Source organism: Paenibacillus sp. FSL W8-0439, from assembly GCF_038008995.1.
Taxonomy (GTDB): domain Bacteria; phylum Bacillota; class Bacilli; order Paenibacillales; family Paenibacillaceae; genus Paenibacillus; species Paenibacillus polymyxa.
This window is the reverse complement of sequence record NZ_JBBPAK010000001.1, coordinates 5,140,193-5,162,075: the sequence shown is the minus strand read 5'-3', so window position 1 is coordinate 5,162,075 and position 21,883 is coordinate 5,140,193. Positions and strand designations below refer to the sequence as shown.

The window sequence follows — 21,883 nt, the reverse complement described above, 5'->3', positions numbered from 1 at the left end:
GAAAAGGATGTGACACCCTATGAAACGAGTGATTGCTGCAGTTATTCTTTTAATGATAATCGGTACATTTTTACTGGCTTACAAAGGACAATCTACTGAAGAACATACTGGCTTTACCACACACCGTGTGATTTCGCATGCCATGGGAGCCGTTGATGGTTTGGCCTATACCAATGCGCGTGAAGCGTTTGTGGAAAATTACAAAAAAGGTAGCCGTGTATTCGAGGTCGACCTGATGTTTACTTCGGATGGACATTTGGTGGCGCGCCATGAATGGACAGAATCCTTTACCAAACAAATGCAACAGGAATACGCAGTTGCTACAGAGCAGGGCGGAAAGCCTTGGAGCTATCATCAGTTTAAAAACACCCCCATACACGGTTCTTATACTCCACTTGATTGGAAGGATGTATTGGATTTATTGGAAAACTACCCGGATGCCTATATTGTGACCGATACGAAAGAGCAGGACCCTGCCCAAATCAAACAGTTATTTGCACAACTGACCCATCAGGCCCAGGAGAAAAATCCCGAACTTCTGTCTCGTATTGTCCCTCAAATTTATAATGAAGAAATGTTGCAAACGTTGCGGAGTATCTATCCTTATACATCCATCATTTATACGCTATATGCTACAGAAGACACGGATGACCAGATCATTCAATTTGTCCAACAGCATGATATAACAGCAGTAACTTTACCAGAAAATCGCGTGAGTGGTGCCTTAGTGGAAAGTTTGCGTCAGGCAGGGGCAGTGTGCTACGTAAATACGATTAACGAGTTGAAGGACGCCACTGAGTACGAACAGATGGGTGTAAGAGGTTTTTATACTGACGTTTTAACGGAAAAAGAACTTCGTAGACGCAGTTGGTTGTATGCGCTGAGACCATGAGCTGTCTGAACTCGGTGTTCCCATTTGATACGAACATTGACACCTTTTAAGCACTGTCATAGACTTAGCATAGAACGCTTTTGGATATTAGAATTCGGCTCGTCTGGATGATGACAAAAGCAATGGATGCTGGAGGAATGTGTGTTGGCAGATTCAATTCAATCATGGAGGCATGTATTTAAGCTTGATCCTGACAAGGAACTGAATGATGAGGCGCTTGATGCCGTGTGTATGTCTGGTACAGACGCTATTATGGTGGGAGGTTCATCAGGCGTAACCTATGAAAATACGGTGGATTTGCTGTCGCGGGTTCGGCGTTATGAGGTGCCGTGTGTGCTTGAGGTATCCGATCTGGAAGCTGTGGTGCCGGGGTTTGATCTATATATGATTCCCATGGTGCTGAATACCGCTGACAGTAATTGGATTATGGGGCAGCACCAACGTGCGATTGAGCAATTTGGTTATATGATCCCTTGGGATTTGCTTGTGACGGAAGGATATATTGTTTTGAACGGTGATTCCACCGTCGCTAAGCTTACTAGTGCGGAAACTTCGCTGAGTGCTTCTGCTGCCGCTTCATATGCACAGATTGCTGACAAGCTTATGCATCTACCGATTGTATATGTGGAATATAGCGGTGTCTTTGGAGATATGGAACTGGTACAACAAATACATCGCGGTACGGAGCGATCTCGTGTTTTATACGGAGGAGGGATCGTGGATAAAACTACCGCGTTACAAGCAGCAGCTGTTTGTGACACCATTGTAGTAGGAAACATTATTTATCGTGATTTGGCGAAAGCGTTGGAGACGATAGCTGTGAAATTGGAAGTATAGAGCGTGAATATATGAAAGCTTAGGGAAAGGAGCATGCACGCATGCAATCAATAGATATACACGAGGCGGTAGCTCGCCTTAATCAGCCTCAGCGTCAGGCCGTGGAGGCGGTAGATGGTCCTCTGCTAATTATGGCTGGCGCAGGCAGTGGTAAGACACGGGTGCTCACGCACCGAATAGCTTACCTCATTGCGACCCGCAAGACGGCTCCATGGGGGATTTTGGCGATTACCTTTACGAACAAGGCCGCGCGTGAAATGCAGGATCGCGTATCTAAGCTGATTGGTCCGCAGGGGAAAGATGTGTGGGTATCCACCTTTCACTCCATGTGTGTGCGTATTTTACGCCGGGATATCGAGCGGATCGGATTTACCTCCAATTTCAGCATCTTGGATTCTACGGATCAATTGTCTGTCATCCGAAGCTGTATGAAGGACCTGAATATAGATACCAAAAAGTTTGAACCCAAAGCGGTTCAGTCTATGATGAGTACGGCTAAAAATGAACTGGTCACTCCCGAAATGTATGAGCGCAAGATTGGCGATTATTTTGAAGGAATTGTGGCGAAGGTATATACCAAGTACCAACAACGGCTCAGAAACAACAACTCTCTTGATTTTGATGATTTGATTATGGCAACGATTCAGCTCTTTAAAGAAGTGCCCGAGGTACTTGATTTCTACCAGAAGAAATTTCAATACATTCATGTTGATGAATATCAGGATACGAACCGCGCGCAGTACATGCTGTGCAAAATGCTGGCTGACAAGCATCATCGGCTATGTGTTGTAGGTGACAGCGACCAATCTATCTATCGGTGGCGGGGTGCGGATATTAGCAACATTTTGAACTTTGAAGAGGATTACCCGGAAGCACGCACGATTTTGCTGGAGCAGAATTATCGCTCAACTTCAAATATTCTTAATGCAGCTAACGAAGTCATTGGCCAAAACACAGGCCGCAAGCCAAAAAAACTATGGACCGACAAAGAAGGCGGCGCCAAGATTAAGGTTTATCGTGCTGACTCCGAGCATGACGAAGGCTATTTTATCGCCTCAGAAATTCATAAGAATATTAAGGCGGGCAAAACCTATAGCCATCATGCCATTTTGTACCGTACGAATGCCCAGTCTCGGGTGGTCGAGGAAATTTTGATCAAATCGGATATCCCTTACCAAATCGTGGGCGGAATCAAGTTCTATGATCGTAAAGAGATTAAGGATTTGCTGGCGTATCTTCGCCTACTGTCCAATCCTGACGACGATATCAGCCTGATCCGAATCATTAATGTACCCAAACGAAGCATCGGCGACACAACGGTTGGCAAATTACAGGCAGCCGCGGCGGAACGTGGGGTTTCGATTTTCCGTGTGCTTCAAGTGGTTGATGATTTGGGCTTTGCTGGACGCACGCGCAATGCGCTTGTAGAGTTTTACGATATGATTGAAGGTTTAAGTCGGATGGTGGATTACCTGTCAGTTACTGAGTTGACCGAAAAAATGCTGGAAACCACCCAATATCGATTGGAACTACAAAACGAGAATACACTCGAGTCACGCTCGCGTTTGGAGAATATTGATGAGTTTCTGTCGGTAACTATGGAATTTGAAAAAGGGACGGAAGACAAGTCGCTTGTCTCCTTCCTGACTGATCTTGCTCTCATTGCCGATATTGATTCCATGAATGACGATGAAGAGGAGCAGAGTGATGCGGTTGTATTAATGACCATGCATAGCGCCAAAGGACTGGAGTTTCCTATCGTATTTATCGTTGGTATGGAGGAAGGGGTATTCCCTCACAGCAGGGCCTTTTTGGATAATGAAGAGCTGGAGGAAGAGCGTAGATTGGCGTATGTCGGGATTACCCGTGCTGAGGAGCAGTTGTTCCTCACATGCGCTCAGATGCGCACTCTGTTTGGACGTACCACAGCTAACCCGCCTTCCCGCTTTCTCGAAGAGATTCCGGATGAGTTAAAAGAGGATACGGTCATCAAGCGTGATCGTTACCGTCGTTCAGGCAATGTAGGCGGATCTTATGGTGGTCGCGGACTGGGCAAAAGCAGTGGCAGCAACTTTGGTGGAGAGCGCTCGTTTGATACGATGAGCCGTAGTGGCTCGTCTGCTTCCGCGTCGCCCCGCGTAACAGTGACCACTTCCTCACCTGCAAAACCAACTCCGTCTGTTTCGACAGGGGGGGCATCCATTTTTGCTGCCGGAGACAAGGTACAGCATGGCAAGTGGGGAATTGGAACCATTGTAGCTGTAAAAGGAACGGGCAATGATATGGAGCTTCAGATTGCTTTCCCGGCTCCAGTAGGGGTTAAACGACTGTTAGCTGGCTTTGCACCGATTACAAAAGTAGAATAATCTTAAATATTATTAAATCTCGAACCTCATAGGGCAGCTTGGCTAAGGCCTCTGCCCTAATGAAGTTCCCGGAGGGATACGCCTGCATGAACCCAATGCACAGGATGGAGCAGCTTGTTGCTGAACTGAACACATATAACTATCACTACTATACATTGGATGATCCCCAGATCAGCGACAAAGAATATGATGTGCTTTATGACGAACTGGTAGCGCTTGAACAGACAAGCGGTCTTGTACTGCCGGATTCGCCAACACAGCGTGTGGGCGGGGAGATCCTCAAGGGCTTCACACCGCATCGCCATCTCGCTCCATTATGGAGCCTTGATAAAGCTCAGAATATGGAGCAGCTGCGTGCATGGAATGCGCGTGTCGTGAAGCTGATCAATGATTATAATACCAAGAACCCGGAGCAGCCTTTGCCGTCTCCAGGCTATGCAATAGAATTAAAATTTGATGGACTGACACTAAACCTAACGTATACGGATGGACAACTGGTGCAGGCTTCTACACGTGGTAATGGTGTGGTAGGTGAGGGGATACTGGCACAGGTCAAGACGATTAAATCCGTGCCACTTACAATTCCTTTTCGAAATGGAACAATTGAAGTGCAGGGAGAAGGAATCATGAATCTTTCTGTACTGTCCAAATATAATGAGACTGCCGCGGACCCTCTTAAAAATGCACGCAACGCCGCAGCTGGTGCTTTGCGCAACTTGAATCCCAAAGTGACAGCAGAACGCCGACTGAATGCATTTTTCTACAACGTGGGATATGCAGACGGTATCCAGTTTAACAGCCACCAGGAGATGATGACCTTCCTGCGTGAAAATCATTTCAAGGTAAACCCATACCTGACTTACTTTGATAATTTTGATGATGTAATGGAGCAACTGATTGAGATTGAGGAATCCCGTGCAGGATTGGACTATCTTATTGATGGGGCAGTATTGAAAATTACAGATATGCGCACACGTGAGGTTCTCGGATATACTGATAAATTCCCACGCTGGGCGGTGGCCTATAAGTTCGAAGCAGAGGAAACGACTACGGTGCTTAACTCGGTCGAGTGGAATGTAGGAAGAACCGGGAAGATCACTCCACTGGCTAGGGTAGAACCGGTAGAGCTGGCGGGAGTCACTGTACAAAATTGTACGCTGAACAATGCTGGTGACATCGAACGTAAAAACTTGAAGTTTGCTTTGGGGGCACGTGTGTTTATTCGTCGCTCAAACGATGTTATTCCTGAGATTTTGGGAAAAGTAACATCTGAGAACGATGGAGGGGAAATTGTGGTTCCAGATCATTGTCCAGCTTGTGGGTTTCCGCTGCAGCAGCGAGGCGCTCATTTATTTTGTGACAATAAGCTAGGTTGTAAACCCCAAATTGTGGCCCGCATTTCTCATTTTGCTTCACGTGATGCTATGGACATTGAGACGTTCAGTGATAAAACAGCTATTCAACTGCATGATGAATTGGGAGTTCGTGAACCAGCGGATCTGTATACACTGCAATATGATGATCTTGTGAAGCTGGAGCGGTTTGGTGAGAAAAAGGCCAATAACCTCTTGGCGGCACTCGAAAAGAGTAAGGAGAGAGACTTGGCTTCTTTCCTTTATGCTTTGGGCATACCGAATACCGGTAAAGCGACGACACGCATGTTGGCTGAACACTATCGTGACTTGCACAAGACGATGTCTGCTAGGGTGGATGAACTGATAGAACTCCCGGATGTAGGTGGGATTGTAGCTGAAAGCATTGTTGCATTCTTTGCCGATCCATTTACTCAAGCAGGGATTGAAAAGATGCTGTCTCTAGGGGTAAAAGCGCAGGCCCCCGAAGCTCCACAGGCGAAAAAGACAGACAGCTTTTTCAGTGGCAAAACGGTTGTGCTTACAGGTACCTTGCATCAGCTTACGCGTGATGAAGCTGCATCGAGGCTGGAGGCGCTGGGAGCCAAAGTTGCCGGATCTGTATCGAAAAAGACGGATCTAGTCATAGCTGGTGAAAAGGCTGGGAGCAAGCTGGCTAAGGCACAACAGCTCGGAATTGACACCATAGAAGATGAGGATGAATTTATCAGACTGTTAGAACAAGAATAATAGTTTTTGCAATGAGGGCAGTCATTCCGTTCCAAAGCGGAGTGGCTGCCTTATTATCTGTTATATAGTAAAGAACAAGAGTATAAAAAGGTGCTTGCTAAATAACTTCAGGCATGATATATTATTAGACGTTGCTTTGAGAATAATATTTCTTGAAGCAAAGTTGCTGAAAAGAAAATTGAAAAAAGATTTGACAAGAAAGCAACTAATATGATATGATCTAATTCCTGACTTGTTAAACAAACGAGGTCAGACAAGTTCTTTGAAAACTGAACAAATGGATGATGAAATAAAGATTACTTCTCTTATAAAGAAGAATCGCTAGCATTAAAAATGAGCTAATCGCTCTTTCTATAACCAGCTTCGGTTGGTCTTTAATGGAGAGTTTGATCCTGGCTCAGGACGAACGCTGGCGGCGTGCCTAATACATGCAAGTCGAGCGGGGTTAGTTAGAAGCTTGCTTCTAACTAACCTAGCGGCGGACGGGTGAGTAACACGTAGGCAACCTGCCCACAAGACAGGGATAACTACCGGAAACGGTAGCTAATACCCGATACATCCTTTTCCTGCATGGGAGAAGGAGGAAAGGCGGAGCAATCTGTCACTTGTGGATGGGCCTGCGGCGCATTAGCTAGTTGGTGGGGTAAAGGCCTACCAAGGCGACGATGCGTAGCCGACCTGAGAGGGTGATCGGCCACACTGGGACTGAGACACGGCCCAGACTCCTACGGGAGGCAGCAGTAGGGAATCTTCCGCAATGGGCGAAAGCCTGACGGAGCAACGCCGCGTGAGTGATGAAGGTTTTCGGATCGTAAAGCTCTGTTGCCAGGGAAGAACGCTTGAGAGAGTAACTGCTCTTGAGGTGACGGTACCTGAGAAGAAAGCCCCGGCTAACTACGTGCCAGCAGCCGCGGTAATACGTAGGGGGCAAGCGTTGTCCGGAATTATTGGGCGTAAAGCGCGCGCAGGCGGCTCTTTAAGTCTGGTGTTTAATCCCGAGGCTCAACTTCGGGTCGCACTGGAAACTGGGGAGCTTGAGTGCAGAAGAGGAGAGTGGAATTCCACGTGTAGCGGTGAAATGCGTAGAGATGTGGAGGAACACCAGTGGCGAAGGCGACTCTCTGGGCTGTAACTGACGCTGAGGCGCGAAAGCGTGGGGAGCAAACAGGATTAGATACCCTGGTAGTCCACGCCGTAAACGATGAATGCTAGGTGTTAGGGGTTTCGATACCCTTGGTGCCGAAGTTAACACATTAAGCATTCCGCCTGGGGAGTACGGTCGCAAGACTGAAACTCAAAGGAATTGACGGGGACCCGCACAAGCAGTGGAGTATGTGGTTTAATTCGAAGCAACGCGAAGAACCTTACCAGGTCTTGACATCCCTTTGACCGGTCTAGAGATAGGCCTTTCCTTCGGGACAGAGGAGACAGGTGGTGCATGGTTGTCGTCAGCTCGTGTCGTGAGATGTTGGGTTAAGTCCCGCAACGAGCGCAACCCTTATGCTTAGTTGCCAGCAGGTCAAGCTGGGCACTCTAAGCAGACTGCCGGTGACAAACCGGAGGAAGGTGGGGATGACGTCAAATCATCATGCCCCTTATGACCTGGGCTACACACGTACTACAATGGCCGGTACAACGGGAAGCGAAGCCGCGAGGTGGAGCCAATCCTAGAAAAGCCGGTCTCAGTTCGGATTGTAGGCTGCAACTCGCCTACATGAAGTCGGAATTGCTAGTAATCGCGGATCAGCATGCCGCGGTGAATACGTTCCCGGGTCTTGTACACACCGCCCGTCACACCACGAGAGTTTACAACACCCGAAGTCGGTGAGGTAACCGCAAGGAGCCAGCCGCCGAAGGTGGGGTAGATGATTGGGGTGAAGTCGTAACAAGGTAGCCGTATCGGAAGGTGCGGCTGGATCACCTCCTTTCTATGGAGAATCGTTTCCTGCAATGGAAACATTCAAATATGAAGCGTAAGCTTCAATAATTCATCATTCCATTTGTTCAGTTTTGATGGAACTTGTAAGGGGCCATAGCTCAGCTGGGAGAGCGCCTGCCTTGCACGCAGGAGGTCAGCGGTTCGATCCCGCTTGGCTCCACCAATTACAATTTCATCTATAACCGTTTGGAGATCATTAACTCTTCAGGAGTTGATTGATAATCACACAGCTTTGCACCTTGAAAACTGGATACCGAAACGAAATTGCGTTTTAGAATATTCCTTTAAGCTGATCTTGTGTAAACAAGTGAAATAAAGGTAGCATATATCGACATTTTCTTTCTTTGAAAGAAAAGTCTAGGTTAAGCTACAAAGAGCACACGGAGGATGCCTAGGCGCCAGGAGCCGACGAAGGACGTGGCGAACAACGATAAGGCCTCGGGGAGCTGTAAGCAAGCTTTGATCCGGGGATGTCCGAATGGGGAAACCCGGCTGTCTTCATCGACAGTCACTACTCACTGAATTCATAGGTGAGTGAGAGGCAGACCAGGGGAACTGAAACATCTAAGTACCCTGAGGAAGAGAAAACAATAGTGATTCCGTCAGTAGCGGCGAGCGAACGCGGATTAGCCCAAACCAAGGAGCTTGCTCCTTGGGGTTGTGGGACGTCTCACATGGAGTTACAAAGGAACCGGTTAGATGAAGAGGTCTGGAAAGGCCCGCCAGAGAAGGTAAAAGCCCTGTAGTTCAAAACCCGTTCCCTCCGAGACGGATCCCGAGTAGTGCGGGGCACGTGAAACCCCGTATGAATCCGGCAGGACCATCTGCCAAGGCTAAATACTCCCTGGCGACCGATAGTGAAGCAGTACCGTGAGGGAAAGGTGAAAAGCACCCCGGAAGGGGAGTGAAATAGATCCTGAAACCGTGTGCTTACAAGAAGTCAGAGCCCGATCTATGGGTGATGGCGTGCCTTTTGTAGAATGAACCGGCGAGTTACGTTCCCGTGCAAGGTTAAGGTGAAGAGCTGAAGCCGCAGCGAAAGCGAGTCTGAATAGGGCGAATGAGTACGTGGACGTAGACCCGAAACCGGGTGATCTACCCCTGTCCAGGGTGAAGGTGCGGTAACACGCACTGGAGGCCCGAACCCACGCATGTTGAAAAATGCGGGGATGAGGTGGGGGTAGCGGAGAAATTCCAATCGAACCCGGAGATAGCTGGTTCTCCCCGAAATAGCTTTAGGGCTAGCCTCGGAAAGAAGAATCGTGGAGGTAGAGCACTGATTGGGTGCGGGGCCCGCAAGGGTTACCAAGCTCAGTCAAACTCCGAATGCCATAGATTTAGTTCCGGGAGTCAGACAGTGAGTGCTAAGATCCATTGTCGAAAGGGAAACAGCCCAGACCATCAGCTAAGGTCCCCAAGTGTGTGTTAAGTGGGAAAGGATGTGGAGTTGCACAGACAACCAGGATGTTGGCTTAGAAGCAGCCACCATTGAAAGAGTGCGTAATAGCTCACTGGTCGAGTGACTCTGCGCCGAAAATGTAACGGGGCTAAACACACCACCGAAGCTATGGCTTGATGCTTTTGCATCAGGGGTAGGGGAGCGTTGAATGCGGGTTGAAGGTGTACCGGAAGGAGCGCTGGACTGCATTCAAGTGAGAATGCCGGTATGAGTAACGAAAAGATCTGTGAGAATCAGATCCGCCGAAAGCCTAAGGGTTCCTGAGGAAGGTTCGTCCGCTCAGGGTAAGTCGGGACCTAAGGCGAGGCCGATAGGCGTAGTCGAAGGACAACAGGTAGAAATTCCTGTACCACCGTAATCCGCTATGAGCGATGGGGTGACGCAGTAGGGTAGTGACGCGGACTGATGGATGTCCGTCTAAGCAGTGAGGCTGGTGTGTAGGCAAATCCGCACATCGTGAAGGCTGGGCTGTGATGGGGAGCGAAAATTATAGTAGCGAAGGTCATGATCTCAGACTGCCAAGAAAAGCCTCTAGCCAGGAGAAGGTGCCCGTACCGCAAACCGACACAGGTAGGCGAGAAGAGAATTCTAAGGCGCGCGGAAGAACTCTCGTTAAGGAACTCGGCAAAATGACCCCGTAACTTCGGGAGAAGGGGTGCCTCGGTAGGGTGAATAGCCCGAGGGGGCCGCAGTGAAAAGGCCCAAGCGACTGTTTAGCAAAAACACAGGTCTGTGCGAAGCCGCAAGGCGAAGTATACGGGCTGACGCCTGCCCGGTGCTGGAAGGTTAAGGGGAGTGGTAAGCCTTCGGGCGAAGCTATGAACCGAAGCCCCAGTAAACGGCGGCCGTAACTATAACGGTCCTAAGGTAGCGAAATTCCTTGTCAGGTAAATTCTGACCCGCACGAATGGCGTAACGACTTGGGCGCTGTCTCAACGAGAGATCCGGTGAAATTTTAATACCTGTGAAGATGCAGGTTACCCGCGACAAGACGGAAAGACCCCATGGAGCTTTACTGCAGCTTGATATTGAATTTGGGTACGATCTGTACAGGATAGGTGGGAGCCGTTGAACCTTGAGCGCCAGCTTGAGGGGAGGCATCCTTGGGATACCACCCTGATCGTATCTAGGTTCTAACTTGGTACCGTGATCCGGTACGAGGACAGTGTCAGGTGGGCAGTTTGACTGGGGCGGTCGCCTCCTAAAGAGTAACGGAGGCGCCCCAAGGTTCCCTCAGAATGGTTGGAAATCATTCGAAGAGTGCAAAGGCAGAAGGGAGCTTGACTGCGAGACCTACAAGTCGAGCAGGGACGAAAGTCGGGCTTAGTGATCCGGTGGTACCGCATGGAAGGGCCATCGCTCAACGGATAAAAGCTACCCTGGGGATAACAGGCTTATCTCCCCCAAGAGTCCACATCGACGGGGAGGTTTGGCACCTCGATGTCGGCTCATCGCATCCTGGGGCTGAAGTAGGTCCCAAGGGTTGGGCTGTTCGCCCATTAAAGCGGTACGCGAGCTGGGTTCAGAACGTCGTGAGACAGTTCGGTCCCTATCTGTCGTGGGCGTAGGAAATTTGAGAGGAGCTGTCCTTAGTACGAGAGGACCGGGATGGACGTACCGCTGGTGTACCAGTTGTTCCGCCAGGAGCACCGCTGGGTAGCTATGTACGGAAGGGATAAGCGCTGAAAGCATCTAAGCGTGAAGCCCCCCTCAAGATGAGATTTCCCAGTATGTAAGACCCCTTGAAGACGACGAGGTAGATAGGTTGGGGGTGGAAGTGCAGTAATGCATGGAGCTGACCAATACTAATCGGTCGAGGGCTTATCCTAAAGATAAGACGCAATGAGTTTCGGATCCAGTTTTCAGGGTGTAACCTTGAAAGTATGTAGAAGTACATACGACAAGCGTATGGCGATTCATTCACACAATCTGTGATGAACCGAATAACCTTACGGAAGAATTTACGGTGTAAATTCATGTTTGGTGGCGATAGCGGAGGGGTTCCACACGTACCCATCCCGAACACGACCGTTAAGCCCTCCAGCGCCGATGGTACTTGGACCGCAGGGTCCTGGGAGAGTAGGACGTTGCCAAGCAAAAGTGAAAAAGGATGATACCCTCAGTGAGGTTATCATCCTTTTTTTATGCATTTTGTGGATGGACACCTGATTCTAAGGTTGACAGAGGGAAGAGGCTTTGCGACACTCTAAGTGCGTATTTTTTTAAAGGTCCAAGTATACGAGCGAGGTGACGAAGTTATGGAGATCAGACAATTACAACGTGAGGAATTTGAAGCAGCTATAGGATTATCCCAGTATGCTTTTCAGTTTACAATGACCCCGGAGGATCTGGAGAAAGCCAAGAAGAAATTCAAACCAGAACAAACATGGGGGATATTCGACGGACCTGACTTGAACGCTAAACTGACTTTGCTACCACTACAGGTATACATACATGGTCAGGTTTTTGATATGGGAGGCATTGCTGGTGTGGCAACGTGGCCGGAAAAGCGTCGCGGAGGTATGGTTTCACGTTTGTTGACGCATGCGCTTGAAGAAATGAAGACCGCAGGACAAAGCCTTTCTTTTCTGCATCCATTTTCTTTTGCCTTCTATCGTAAATTTGGATGGGAAACGTATACTGAGTACAAAAAATACGTCATTCCAATTGATAAATTCCCTGCTAAACTTAAAACAGAAGGTATAGTCAAACGGGATATCAAAAATATTTCAGAACTAGACCAAGTGTATCAATCGTATGCTTCACGTTACAATGGTACGCTGGTACGAGATAAGGCATGGTGGCAGGAACGGATTTTAAATGAGAATTATCGAACTGTAGTATATTACACAGATGCAGGCGATCCTCAGGGATATGCACTATACAAAATAGAAGATAAACAGTTAAATTGTGATGAGTTGGTATATGAAAATGAGACGGCACGTCGGGCTTTGTGGACTTATTTTGCAAACCATGACTCAATGATAACCCAAGGTAAATTTATTTACGTTCCAGCAGATGACAATCTGCCTTTTTTACTCGATGATCCGCGAATTCAACAGGAAACGGTGCCTTATTTTATGGGGCGTATTGTGGATGCTGTTGCTTTTGTAGAGAGATACCCTTTTGAGCAGATTGGAGAGGAAACAAGTTTAACCTTACATCTGACAGATCGGTATGCTCCTTGGAATGAAGGAGTATGGAGATTAACGATTACTACGGAGGGGCAAGGACATCTGGCAAGAGTGGATACAAGTAATTTGCCTGAGAACGATACAGTAGCTGACTTGGAACTGGGAATTCAGTCATTAACAACTTTAATGCTCGGCTACCAGCAAGCTGATAACCTGTTTAATTGGGGGCGCATTGAAGGAAGCAGTGAGTCTGTGGCTGCACTTAAACGTGTAATACCAACAAAACAAACGTTCCTATTGGATTTTTTCTGATAAAGGCCCAATTAGATTTTCTTAATGCCCAACTCTTTTTAACCAAATTGGATGTGGGATATCATAATTATTCAAAGCTCTTTCCATAATGGGAAGAGTTTTTTTTATTCTATGGTATAAAACGTAATTAGATTGCGAAAAATGGTATTGACCCCTTGGCAAAAATGAAATTTGTGCTATAATACGAATATAGTCAAAGAAAGTCAAAGTCAATCAGAAACAGTGTGAATCTACAGAAGTATAGCAATAACGACATGATTTGCGTATAGTTAGGAGCTGCTTCTTATGGACAGAAGAGAAGTGTATGATTTATCGCAAATAAAGGTCACACTAGAAACGAAACGGTACAATTCCAATGGATGTAGAACAGGCAATAGCCTGAATACAGCTTAGATTCGTGACTATACCGTTTGGTTAAGTTCAATATACGGCGGACTCTGTGGAGCGTGAAATGTACTTGAATACTTGCGTTTCCGTTAGTGGAGGATGATGAAATGCGCAATGTTTCCGACATTATTGAACAATATTTGAAGAGCATGCTGCTGGAAAGTCCCCAAGGCTTAGTGGAGATTCAGCGCAATGATCTGGCTGACCGCTTTTCCTGCGTACCGTCGCAAATTAATTATGTAATTAGTACCCGGTTTACGCTGGAAAAAGGTTATGTGGTGGAAAGTAAACGCGGTGGTGGAGGTTATATTCGGATTCAGCGAATTCAATTGCCTGCACAGCATGCGATCCATACACACCTTCATCAGAGCATCGGGGAGGAAATTAGCCAATCGGCAGCAGAAGGATTGATTTATCAGTTAGAGGAAGCTCATTTTTTAAGTAAAAGGGAAGCGGGTCTAATAAAGGCTGCTTTATCAAGAGATACATTATTGCTGAAGCTTCCCTATCGTGACCAACTGCGAGCAAGATTGCTTAAGGCTATGCTGATCTCGTTGCTGGCGGCCAAATAGCTAGTATCCATTAACCAGTGAATAGAGATTTGCAATTCAGATGTAGGGATTTGTAAAAATCCTGACGTTGAAGGAGGTGCTTTTATGCTGTGCCAAGAATGTAATATGCGGCCGGCAACTTTGCATTTCACCAAAATTGTGAATGGCGAAAAGACAGAGTTTCATATTTGTGAGACATGTGCGAAGGAAAAAGGGGAGATGATCCCTGGAACACCTAATGGCTTTTCGATTCATAGCTTGTTGTCGGGGATGTTGGATTTTGACTCCAGCACAAAGAGCCAGTCTTCAGGTCACAGTGTTCCCCAAAATCTACAATGCAAGGATTGCGGTATGACTTATACACAGTTTAGTAAGCTAGGACGTTTTGGATGTCCATCATGCTATCAATATTTTGATAGTCGCCTGGACCCTCTGTTCAAGCGTGTGCATGGTAGTACGAGTCATGTTGGGAAAGTTCCGGTCCGTACTGGAGGCCGATTAAAGGTTAAACGGCAAATTGATGATTTGAAAAAAGAGATGCAACAACACATTGTACAGGAAGAATTCGAATCAGCTGCTGAGCTTAGGGATCAAATCAGAAAGCTTGAAAAAGAAATGACTGAAGAGTAAAGTTTGTGAAGAGTAGGAGGGAATGCGTGATGCCCAATATCCGATTTACGGAAAAGCCGCTAAGTGATTGGATGCGTGGTGATGCTGCGGATTCGGAGATTGTCATTAGTAGCCGGGTAAGAATTGCGCGTAACTTGCAGCATCTGCCTTTTCCCATGCTTGCTACCAATCAGCAGTCGGAAGAAGTGCTTCAACGCTTAACGGATATCCTTCAGTATGATGATTTGCGTCGTTTTGGTACTTTTCATACCTTGAAAATATCCGAGTTGGATGAGATCGACAAACAGGTACTGGTTGAGAAGCACTTGATTAGTCCTAATTTGGCGAACGAATCTCGCAACGGTGCTGTGTTGATTAGTGATGATGAATCAGTTAGTGTTATGATAAATGAAGAGGATCATCTGCGTATTCAGTGCTTATATCCGGGATGTCAGGTTAGAGAAGCTTGGGAACGTGCTATGGTCATTGATGATGCATTTGAAGCGCATGTTGATTATGCATTTGATGATCGGAGAGGTTTTCTGACCAGTTGCCCGACGAATGTCGGCACAGGTATGAGAGCTTCGGTGATGATGCATTTGCCCGCATTGGTCATGACTCATCAAATCAATCGTATATTGTCCGCTGTTTCACAGGTGGGTCTTACAGTTCGGGGTATTTATGGTGAAGGCAGCGAAGCAGTTGGGAATTTGTTTCAGGTATCCAATCAGATTACCTTGGGACAAACCGAAGCGGAAATTATCGAGAATCTGCATGGCGTGGTGCTGCAAATTATAGAGCATGAACGTTCTGCCAGAGAACGATTGATGAATGAATCCATGCTGCGGATTACAGATCGGGTGATGCGTTCATTCGGTATTTTGTCATATGCAGCAGTTTTGGATTCCAAGGAGGCTGCACAGCGGTTGTCCGATGTACGTCTCGGTGTAGATTTGGGAATTTTGGAGCGTCCTTCCATTGCAGCGATGAATGAGCTTAATGTGATGACGCAACCCGGCTTTTTACAAAAAAGCTTTGGGGATAAAATGAATACCGGTGAGCGCGATATGTACCGGGCGAAGCTGATCCGGCAAAAATTAGGCACAACCCTTTAATATATAGAATGAACTGAAATACACACTGTGGAGGTGCAGGATATATGATGTTTGGAAGATTTACGGAACGTGCACAGAAAGTGCTTGCCTTGGCCCAGGAAGAAGCTGTTCGATTGGGACACAACAACATTGGCACAGAGCACATTTTGCTAGGACTCATTCGTGAAGGTGAAGGAATAGCAGCGAAAGCCTTAATCGGTTTAGGGCTGGGACTGGAAAAAATCCAGGATGAAGTGGAAACACTGATTGGACGCGGTCAAGAGCAACCGACGAACATTGCCTATACTCCACGTGCCAAGAAAGTCATTGAGCTGTCTATGGACGAAGCACGTAAATTGGGTCATACCTATGTAGGTACCGAGCATATTTTGCTAGGCCTTATTCGTGAAGGTGAAGGCGTAGCAGCACGTGTACTGAACAACCTGGGTATCAGTCTGAACAAAGCGCGTCAGCAAGTGCTTCAATTGCTCGGCAGCAGCGAGGCGGTTTCCAGCCATCACGGTGCTCCAGCTAATGTCAGCACGCCAACTCTGGACAGTCTGGCACGCGATCTGACGGCTTCTGCGAAGGAAAATAACCTGGACCCCGTTATTGGGCGCAGCAAGGAAATTGAGCGCGTTATTCAAGTGCTCAGCCGTCGTACAAAGAACAATCCTGTTTTGATCGGTGAACCTGGGGTAGGTAAAACGGCGATTGCCGAAGGATTGGCACAAAAAATCATAGCGAATGAGATTCCCGAAACGTTGCGCGACAAACGCGTAATGACACTCGATATGGGTTCTGTAGTAGCAGGTACTAAGTATCGTGGTGAATTTGAGGATCGCTTGAAGAAGATTATGGACGAGATTCGTCAAGCTGGAAATATCGTATTGTTCATTGATGAGCTGCATACGCTGATTGGTGCTGGTGGAGCGGAAGGCGCAATTGATGCGTCCAACATCCTGAAACCTGCTCTGGCACGTGGCGAGCTGCAATGTATCGGTGCCACCACGCTGGATGAATACCGCAAATATATTGAGAAAGATGCTGCTTTGGAGCGTCGTTTTCAACCTATAACCGTGGATCAACCTTCTCCAGAAGAAGCGATTCAAATCTTGTATGGTCTGCGCGACCGTTACGAAGCGCATCACCGTGTAAAAATCACTGATGAGGCTATTGAAGCTGCAGTAAGATTGTCAGATCGTTATATTACGGATCGCTTCCTACCGGATAAGGCTATTGACCTTATTGATGAAGCGGGCTCCAAGGTAAGGCTGAATTCCTATACAGTACCGCCAAACCTGAAACAGCTGGAAAACCGTCTGGAAGATATCCGTAAGGAAAAAGATTCAGCGGTACAAAGCCAGGAGTTTGAAAAGGCAGCTGCACTGCGCGATACAGAGCAAAAAATTCGTGAAGAGCTGGATGTCACTAAAAACCAATGGAAAGAACAACAGGGGCGTACAGATTCCGAAGTTACACCAGAGGATATTGCTCAGGTCGTTGCCATCTGGACTGGTGTCCCAGTCAGCAAGCTGAAGGAAGAAGAAACACATCGTTTGCTGAATATGGAGCAACTGTTGCATGAACGGGTGATTGGGCAGGACGAAGCTGTTAAGGCAGTAAGCCGGGCGATTCGCCGGGCACGCGCCGGTCTGAAAGATCCGAAACGTCCAATCGGCTCCTTTATTTTCCTCGGTCCAACTGGAGTTGGTAAAACAGAGCTGGCACGCGCCTTGGCTGAATCTATGTTTGGTGATGAAAATGCGGTTATCCGTATTGATATGTCCGAATATATGGAGAAACACTCCACATCCCGTTTGGTAGGAGCGCCTCCAGGATACGTAGGATATGAAGAAGGTGGCCAACTGACTGAAAAGGTACGTCGTAAGCCTTACTCTGTTGTGTTGCTGGATGAAATTGAAAAAGCACACCCAGAAGTATTCAATATTCTGCTGCAAGTGTTGGAGGATGGACGTCTGACGGATTCCAAAGGACGTGTTGTTGACTTCCGTAACACACTCATCATCCTAACATCCAACGTTGGTGCACAGGCAATCAAACGTAACTCCACGCTTGGTTTTACAGCTGTTGTGGACGCTGGGGCGGATTACGATAACATGAAGGGCAAAGTGATGGATGAACTGAAGAAAAGCTTCCGTCCTGAGTTCTTGAACCGGATAGATGAAATCATCGTGTTCCATTCTCTCGAAGAAAAACATATTGCCGAAATTGTTTCACTCATGTCTGAGGAACTGCGTAAGCGTCTGAATGAGTATGAGGTTGACTTTGAGTTGACAGACAAAGCTAAGAATTTCCTTGCCAAGGAAGGCTTCGATCCAGCGTATGGTGCGCGTCCATTGCGTCGTGCAATCCAGAAGCATATTGAAGATCGCCTGTCCGAGGAACTGTTGACTGGAAACATTTCTAAAGGCGACTCTCTCTATATTGATGAAGAGAACGGTGCATTGACAGTAACGAAAAAGGATAATGTATCCGCGAAGTCCTAAAGCAGTTTAGTAAATAAAACATTAGAAAAGGGTGTCTCGCAGGCTGGAAAGCTATTGCGAAGGCACCCTTTTTGTGTATTGAACACCTTGAACGGGTAGGGTAAAAGCTTTGGGAAAGTTTGTGATATTGCTTTACGTCCGCCAAGCTTCAATGGTAAACTTTTATTGTTACAGCTCTTTCAGGTGCTGTGTGAAGATAAATTTGACATCATCGTTGTCAAGAAGGAGCCAGGGAATAAAGTATGGCTAAAGTGAAAACTAAATTTTCCTGTACAGAATGTGGCTATGAATCGCCTAAATGGTACGGAAAATGTCCTGGATGCCAGGCATGGAATTCCATGGTCGAAGAAACGGAAAGCGTTGTAAAAACTCAAGGAATGGGATCTTCCCTTCTTACTCATAGCACAAAAGACAAACCGCTTCCTATTATTGAAGTGGAGAGTGGCAAAGAAACACGAATTTTGACGGGAATTGGTGAATTAAATCGTGTACTCGGTGGAGGTGTGGTGCCAGGTTCACTTGTTCTGGTGGGTGGTGACCCGGGGATCGGTAAGTCTACGCTTATGCTGCAAACCTCTAATGAGCTGGCTTTAACTGGTTTAAAGGTACTCTACGTGTCTGGTGAGGAATCCGTCCGCCAAACGAAGCTACGTGCAGATCGCCTCGGTGCTTTGTCTCCCAGTCTGTACGTATTATGTGAGACGAATTTGGAGACGATTGAAGAAGCAGTGGACAGCTTGAAGCCGGAGTTTTTGGTCATCGACTCGATACAGACTGTATATTTGCCTGAGGTGACAAGTGCGCCTGGTAGTGTAGCTCAGGTGCGCGAGTGTACTTCACGATTTATGCGGATTGCCAAGGGATTAGGTATTGCTACAGTACTGGTAGGGCATGTGACCAAAGAAGGCGCTATTGCAGGTCCGCGTTTGTTGGAGCATATGGTCGATTGTGTACTTTATTTTGAAGGAGAGCGCCATCATACGTATCGGCTGTTGCGTGCGGTTAAGAATCGTTTCGGTTCTACGAATGAAATTGGTATTTTTGAAATGGCCGAAAGTGGTTTGCGTGAGGTGGCGAATCCTTCTGAGCTCTTCCTGTCCGAACGGCCACTGGGGGTGGCTGGTTCCACAGTCGTTGCCAGTATGGAGGGAACCCGACCTGTATTAGTTGAACTGCAAGCACTCATTGCGGCTACGCATTTTCCATCTCCACGCCGAATGGGTACGGGGATTGACCATCATCGGATGGGATTAATCATTGCCGTACTAGAAAAGCGGATGGGCATGTTTTTGCAAAACCAGGACGCTTATCTCAATGTTGCTGGAGGCGTAAAGCTGGATGAACCAGCGGTGGATTTAGCCATAGCGGTGAGCATTGCTTCCAGCTTTAGGGATGCTCCTACCAAGCCGTACGATGTGATTTTTGGTGAAGTAGGACTGACAGGCGAGGTGCGGGCTGTATCCCGAGCAGAACAGCGAGTGCGAGAAGCAGAGAAATTAGGTTTCAAACGGGTGATCATGCCCGAGAAAAGCTTGAAGGGCTGGACACATCCAAAAGGGATACAAATTATCGGAGTTGGAACGGTGGCAGATGCACTGGCAGCCGCATTAGATTAGGGGGCATTGAGGATGAAGGAAGCGAGCCAACTGGATAAAATGAACGATTTGCTACGGCTTGTGGCACCGGGAACTCCCTTTCGCGACGGATTGGAAAACGTTTTGCGTGCCAAAACGGGTGCTCTTCTGGTCGTTGGCTATAGCCCGGAAGTAATGGAAGTCGTGGATGGCGGTTTCTCTATTAATTGTGACTTTTCGCCGAACTATTTGTATGAGCTGGCTAAAATGGACGGCGCAATCATATTGAGTGAGGATTTAAAGCGAATTTTATATGCCAATACGCAATTGATTCCCGATTCCTCCATTTCGTCCATAGAAACAGGGATTCGGCATCGGACGGCGGAACGAGTTGCAAAGCAGACTGGCAAACTGGTTGTGTCTATTTCCCAGCGTCGTAATATTATTACGTTGTATCAGGGGACTTTACGGTATGCGCTCAAGGAAATCGGGGTTATTTTAACGAAAGCTAATCAGGCTATTCAGACGTTAGAAAAATATAGATCCGTATTGGGGCAAGCCTCAACGAATTTAACTGCATCTGAATTCGAAGAACTGGTTACCATGCCGGAGGTCGTTAATGTCATTCAGCGGATCGAAATGGTGCTGCGCATCAAAATGGAGATCAAACGATTTATTAACGAGCTCGGGAATGAGGGCAGGCTGATTAGCATGCAGATGGAGGAGCTTGTCAGTAATATCGAGGAAGAAGCTTGGTTGCTGTATAAGGATTATGCCAAAGACGACAGCGACGAGAAGATCCGTGAAATTATATTGGGACTCAAACGTTCTACGGACGACGAATTACTGGATGTGAATCATATAGTACGTTTATTAGGCTACCCTTCTTCAGCAGCGACATCAGAAGAATATATTGCTGCACGCGGCTATCGGGTGCTGAACAAAATCCCTCGTTTGCCAAATGTAATTATCCATAACCTGGTGGAACGTTTTGGACGTTTTCCACATGTCATAACAGCAACGATTGAAGAATTGGATGAAGTGGATGGTATTGGAGAGGTGCGAGCGCGTACGATAAAAGAAGGCCTTAAACGATTGCAGGAACAAGTTTTCATTGACAGACAAATGTAAATGTAATACAGTGAAAGGATTATAATGGAACAATTCATACATTGAGGTGAAGAGATGATTACCAAATCAATTCCGAACATGTGTACCTTGGGTAACTTGTTTCTCGGAATGATCGCCATTTTATTGGCCGTAGACGGAAAATACAGTCTTGCCGCTATTATGGTCATTGTCGCCATGTTGTTGGACGGACTGGATGGAAGGATGGCCCGGGCCCTGAATGCCCAGAGCGAATTCGGTAAAGAACTGGACTCCTTATCAGATATGATATCTTTTGGTGTTGCTCCTGCAGTTATTATGTACATGGTTGCTTTTCATGATGCGAATTCGGCTTTGGCTTGGACGGTTACAGCCATTTTTCCGATGTGCGGAGCATTGCGTTTGGCTCGATTTAACGTACGTCCCGGTGTACCAGGTTATTTCACAGGTTTACCCATTCCGGCAGCAGGTGGCGTATTAGCCACGTTGTCCTTATTCCATAACGAGATTTCATTGTTATACATGTCGATTGCCATGTTGCTAGTCTCTTATTTGATGGTTAGCTCCATGAGATATCCAAATTTCAAAAAGGTCGGCCTTCCGAAAAAAGCGATCTGGGTTGCTCCGTGGGTCGTAATTGCAGCGGTGGTTCTAGCTGTTAAATTTCCTGATCAGCTGTCGAAGCTGATTTTTGTACCACTAGTGCTTTATGCATTGTACGGTATGAAGCTGAACATTCGGAAGCTATCACGCAGACGTGGACGTGAGCGGGATCGTTCTAAACAGGAAGAACAGGACGATCAATATCGTCATTCGCAACGTTAGTGTCAGACAAGAACTACAAGAAGCATTTATTTCCTTGATTCATTCAAGGGGATAAATGCTTTTTTTATGCATAAAAAGTGAAAACACAGGGTTAGTTATGTGGGAAATGGACCATACTGGTAAGGGAAGTGCTATGTATCCAATAAATAGCAGACTATTGAAAAGAAAATAAAGGAGGTATAGAG

The 21,883-nt window shown here is 47.0% G+C and carries 12 protein-coding genes, 1 tRNA gene and 3 rRNA genes; all 16 read left to right on the top strand.

Annotated features, from left to right (window positions below):
* The first annotated feature begins 19 nt into the window (after positions 1–19).
* The 16 genes from MKX36_RS22290 (at position 20) to pssA (ending at position 21,698) form a co-directional block, all read left to right on the top strand.
* Positions 20–892, top strand: a complete 873-nt coding sequence (locus MKX36_RS22290) for a phosphatidylinositol-specific phospholipase C/glycerophosphodiester phosphodiesterase family protein (protein WP_031462313.1) — start codon at positions 20–22, stop codon at positions 890–892.
* 126 nt (positions 893–1,018) lie between these two features.
* A complete protein-coding gene (locus MKX36_RS22285; protein WP_340865704.1) occupies positions 1,019–1,729 on the top strand; it encodes a heptaprenylglyceryl phosphate synthase in 711 nt (236 codons plus the stop codon).
* 41 nt (positions 1,730–1,770) lie between these two features.
* Complete coding sequence (gene pcrA / locus MKX36_RS22280; RefSeq protein WP_123797693.1) at positions 1,771–4,095, top strand: DNA helicase PcrA; 2,325 nt, start codon at positions 1,771–1,773, stop codon at positions 4,093–4,095.
* A gap of 86 nt (positions 4,096–4,181) precedes the next feature.
* Complete coding sequence (gene ligA / locus MKX36_RS22275) at positions 4,182–6,197, top strand: NAD-dependent DNA ligase LigA (protein ID WP_340865703.1); 2,016 nt, start codon at positions 4,182–4,184, stop codon at positions 6,195–6,197.
* 374 nt (positions 6,198–6,571) lie between these two features.
* Positions 6,572–8,125: ribosomal RNA gene (locus MKX36_RS22270) — 16S ribosomal RNA — on the top strand.
* 98 nt (positions 8,126–8,223) lie between these two features.
* A tRNA-Ala gene (locus MKX36_RS22265) sits at positions 8,224–8,299 on the top strand.
* 197 nt (positions 8,300–8,496) lie between these two features.
* Positions 8,497–11,424, top strand: a 23S ribosomal RNA gene (locus MKX36_RS22260).
* Between the two features lie 150 nt (positions 11,425–11,574).
* Positions 11,575–11,691 (top strand): 5S ribosomal RNA (gene rrf / locus MKX36_RS22255).
* The 16S, 23S and 5S rRNA genes sit together here with 1 tRNA gene alongside, the layout of an rRNA operon.
* A gap of 162 nt (positions 11,692–11,853) precedes the next feature.
* On the top strand, positions 11,854–13,041 hold the full coding sequence (locus tag MKX36_RS22250; protein WP_123797691.1) for a GNAT family N-acetyltransferase: 1,188 nt from the start codon (positions 11,854–11,856) through the stop codon (positions 13,039–13,041).
* Positions 13,042–13,535: 494 nt separating this feature from the next.
* On the top strand, positions 13,536–14,000 hold the full coding sequence (locus tag MKX36_RS22245; RefSeq protein WP_016818631.1) for a CtsR family transcriptional regulator: 465 nt from the start codon (positions 13,536–13,538) through the stop codon (positions 13,998–14,000).
* Between the two features lie 84 nt (positions 14,001–14,084).
* Positions 14,085–14,609: a UvrB/UvrC motif-containing protein gene (locus tag MKX36_RS22240; protein ID WP_016818632.1), complete on the top strand. Its 525-nt coding sequence runs from the start codon at positions 14,085–14,087 to the stop codon at positions 14,607–14,609.
* A 29-nt stretch (positions 14,610–14,638) separates the two neighbouring features.
* Positions 14,639–15,703: a protein arginine kinase gene (locus MKX36_RS22235; RefSeq protein WP_013373293.1), complete on the top strand. Its 1,065-nt coding sequence runs from the start codon at positions 14,639–14,641 to the stop codon at positions 15,701–15,703.
* Between the two features lie 44 nt (positions 15,704–15,747).
* Positions 15,748–18,192 (top strand): ATP-dependent protease ATP-binding subunit ClpC, encoded by a 2,445-nt coding sequence (gene clpC, locus MKX36_RS22230; RefSeq protein WP_016818634.1) that lies wholly within the window; start codon positions 15,748–15,750, stop codon positions 18,190–18,192.
* Positions 18,193–18,434: 242 nt separating this feature from the next.
* Positions 18,435–19,808: a DNA repair protein RadA gene (gene radA, locus MKX36_RS22225; RefSeq protein WP_013373291.1), complete on the top strand. Its 1,374-nt coding sequence runs from the start codon at positions 18,435–18,437 to the stop codon at positions 19,806–19,808.
* Positions 19,809–19,820: 12 nt separating this feature from the next.
* Entirely contained in the window at positions 19,821–20,897 is a 1,077-nt protein-coding gene (disA, locus tag MKX36_RS22220) for a DNA integrity scanning diadenylate cyclase DisA (protein ID WP_013312183.1), read from the top strand.
* 54 nt (positions 20,898–20,951) lie between these two features.
* Positions 20,952–21,698: a CDP-diacylglycerol--serine O-phosphatidyltransferase gene (pssA, locus tag MKX36_RS22215; protein ID WP_016818635.1), complete on the top strand. Its 747-nt coding sequence runs from the start codon at positions 20,952–20,954 to the stop codon at positions 21,696–21,698.
* The last annotated feature ends 185 nt before the right edge of the window (positions 21,699–21,883 follow it).